Annotated in this window: 3 protein-coding genes; all 3 read left to right on the top strand. The window is 66.3% G+C overall.

What is annotated here, in order from left to right:
• A partial coding sequence (locus GPA_RS12240) for a phosphate/phosphite/phosphonate ABC transporter substrate-binding protein (protein ID WP_083809121.1) occupies nt 1–976 on the top strand: 976 nt, incomplete at its 5' end.
• On the top strand, nt 976–1,791 hold the full coding sequence (gene phnC, locus GPA_RS12235; protein ID WP_015540053.1) for a phosphonate ABC transporter ATP-binding protein: 816 nt from the start codon (nt 976–978) through the stop codon (nt 1,789–1,791). The genes GPA_RS12240 and phnC, both read left to right, overlap by 1 nt.
• Nucleotides 1,788–2,648 carry a PhnE/PtxC family ABC transporter permease gene (locus GPA_RS12230; RefSeq protein ID WP_015540052.1) on the top strand — a complete coding sequence of 287 codons (861 nt, stop codon included), beginning with the start codon at nt 1,788–1,790 and terminating at the stop codon, nt 2,646–2,648. The genes phnC and GPA_RS12230 overlap by 4 nt, the downstream gene beginning before the upstream one ends.
• Nucleotides 2,649–2,715: the final 67 nt, after the last annotated feature.

Genomic DNA, 2,715 nt, shown 5'->3' with positions numbered 1-2,715 from the left:
CCCGCAGTCCGGCAACGGCGGGGGTGCGGGCGAGGGCTCGTCCGAGCCGATTACGTTCGTGTGGCTGCCGGACAACTCCTCGTCGGACATGACGTCGTCGCGCGAGGCCATCGGCGCAGCCATCCTGGCGGCCTGTGGGCGCAAGGCCGAGCTTCTGACCACCACCGACTACAACGTGGCCATCGAGGCCATCGCCTCGGGCAAGGCGCAGATGGCGCTCCTCGGCCCCGAGGGCTACGTGCAGGCCAACAAGAAGAACCCCGCCGTGCAGGCGGCGTTCACGAACAGCGATGAGGACGGCGGCCTGGACGGGGCGTGCTACTACAGCCGCATCTGCGTGCGCACCGAGGACGCCGACGCGTACAAGAGCGGCAGCGGCTACTCCATCGAGGGCATCAAGGGCGGGTCGTTCTCGTTCGTGTCCGCCACCTCCACGTCGGGTTTCAAGGTGCCTTCGAGCGGCATCGTTGAGGGGTTCGATCTGGACAGTTCCGACGTGCTCTTGGAGGCGGGCGGCTTCTTCAGCGAGGTGCTGTTCGGCAACTCGCACGTGGGCTCGGTGGTGAACCTGCTCTCGGGCGACGCCGACGCTGCCGCGTTCGACGACGTCGACGTGGACATGTACCTGGACCTCGTGTCCGGCGAGCCCAATAGCGTGGGCGCGGTGTACCAGGCCAAGGCCGACGCCGAGGCGCCTATGGACACCGTGCGCGGCAAGCAGTTCACCATCATCGCCATCACGCCGGTGCTGAACTCGCCTTTCTGCTTCAACGAGGACTCCATTTCCGAGGAGGACCGCACGAAGATCGTCGAGTATTTCTGCTCCGACGCGGTGGCCGACGACAAGCAGATCTTCGTCGATCCCGAGGATGAGAACGCGAAGGGCCTGTTCGAAAAGGATTCCGAAAAGACGTGCTTCGTCGAAACGGACGACGCGTGGTACGAGCCCATCCGCAAGCTGGGAGGGGCCGCGTGATGGCCGAGCCTCTGCTGGCGGTGCGGAGCCTGACGAAGAGCTACGACGGCTGGTCGAAGGCACTCGACGGCGTGTCGATGGAGGTGGCACGCGGCGAGTTCGTGTCCATCATCGGCTCGTCGGGCGCCGGCAAGTCCACGCTGCTGCGCTGTGCGAACCGCCTCGTCGATCCCACCCAGGGTACGGTGGCGTTCGACGGCTGCGACGTCACGCGCGTGAAGGGCCGCGAGCTGCGCCAGGTACGCCGCTGCATCAGCATGATCTTCCAGCATTACAACCTGGTGTACCGCGCCACGTCCATCGAGAACGTGCTGCAGGGCCGCTTGGGCTACAAATCCACGGTGGCTGGCGCGCTCGGGCTGTTCTCTGAGGAAGAGAAGCGCCGCGCCTTCGAGGTGCTCGACCAGGTAGGCCTGGCCGACTTCGCCTACACGCGCACCGATCAGCTGTCCGGCGGGCAGAAGCAGCGCGTGGGCATCGCCCGGGCGCTCGTTCAGGACCCGCTGCTCATGCTGGCCGACGAGCCCATCGCTAGCCTCGACCCGAAGTCGTCGCGCACGGTCATGGAGCAGCTGCGCTGGGCGGCCGACGAGCTGGGCATCGCATGCCTCGTGAACCTGCATCAGGTGGACTTTGCGCTGGAGTTCTCGGACCGCATCGTGGCGCTCAAGAAGGGCCGCCTCGTGTTCGACGGATTGCCGTCCCAGCTCGACGAAACCGCCATCGCCGACATCTATGAGACGGACGAGGACGATGGCGAAGAGGCCGCCGACAACGCCCCCGATGCGGCGCGCGTGGTGGAAGAGGCTGCATGATGGAGCGCACCTTGCAGCCCTCGGGCCTTGTCGCAGGCTTGCGCGCTGGAAAAGACCGGCGGCACGGCCAGTACGACCCGTCGTTCTTCGCGCGCCGCACCGCGTCCCTCGTGGCCGTGGCGCTCGTGGCCGTGGCGCTCGGCGCGCTGTCGGGCACGTACGTCGGATTCGATTTCGTGCAGGCAATCCTCGACGTCCCGAGCGGGTTCGCGTGGATGGCCGTCCAATTCGCCCCCTCCCTCCCTTCCTTCGGCAAGTTGGGCACCATCCTTCCCGCTCTGGGTTCGACGATCCTGGCCTCCATCGCCTCAAGCTGCACGGCGGCGGTGCTGGCCTATATAGTTGCGGTGCTCGGCTCGCGCACGGTGGGGGTGGGCGGACCCGTTCCCCTCATCGCGCGGGGCATCGCGTCGCTTTTTCGCAACATACCGGTGGTGGCCTGGGCATTCATCTTGCTGTTCTCGTTCAAGCAGAGCGAGTTCACCGGGTTCTTCGCCCTGTTCCTCACCAGCTTCGGGTACCTGACGCGCTGTTTCCTGGAAAGCATCGACGAGATGGGCTCCGGGCCGGTAGAGGCGCTGCGGGCGGCGGGCGCGACGTACGGCCAGATCGTGGCGCAGGCTGTCATCCCGATGAGCATAACCTCGGTGGTCAGCTGGGTGCTCTACATGATTGAGACGAACATCCGCGACGCCACGCTCATCGGCCTGCTCACGGGCACGGGCATCGGGTTCGTGTTCGACGTGTACTACAAGAGCTTCCGCTACGACGTGGCCGGCCTGGTGATACTCGCCATCATCCTGGCCGTGGTGGCGTGCGAGCTCACCTCGAACTTCGTGAGGAGGAGGATACTGTGACGGGCTGCGCAGACAGGATCGCCGCCGAAGCCGCCGCGGCCTCCCTGGCAGAGGAGGTGGGTGCGGC

The sequence above is a fragment of the Gordonibacter pamelaeae 7-10-1-b genome (assembly GCF_000210055.1).
GTDB classification, from domain to species: Bacteria; Actinomycetota; Coriobacteriia; order Coriobacteriales; family Eggerthellaceae; genus Gordonibacter; species Gordonibacter pamelaeae.
The sequence above is the reverse complement of the archived record's forward strand: the minus strand, read 5'-3'. Positions and strand labels throughout refer to the sequence as shown.

Coding starts and splice junctions, on each gene's coding strand:
- GPA_RS12230 (WP_015540052.1), top strand. CDS start 1,788: ATGATGGAGCGCACCTTGCAGCCCTCGGGCCTTGTCGCAGGCTTGCGC.
- phnC (WP_015540053.1), top strand. CDS start 976: ATGGCCGAGCCTCTGCTGGCGGTGCGGAGCCTGACGAAGAGCTACGAC.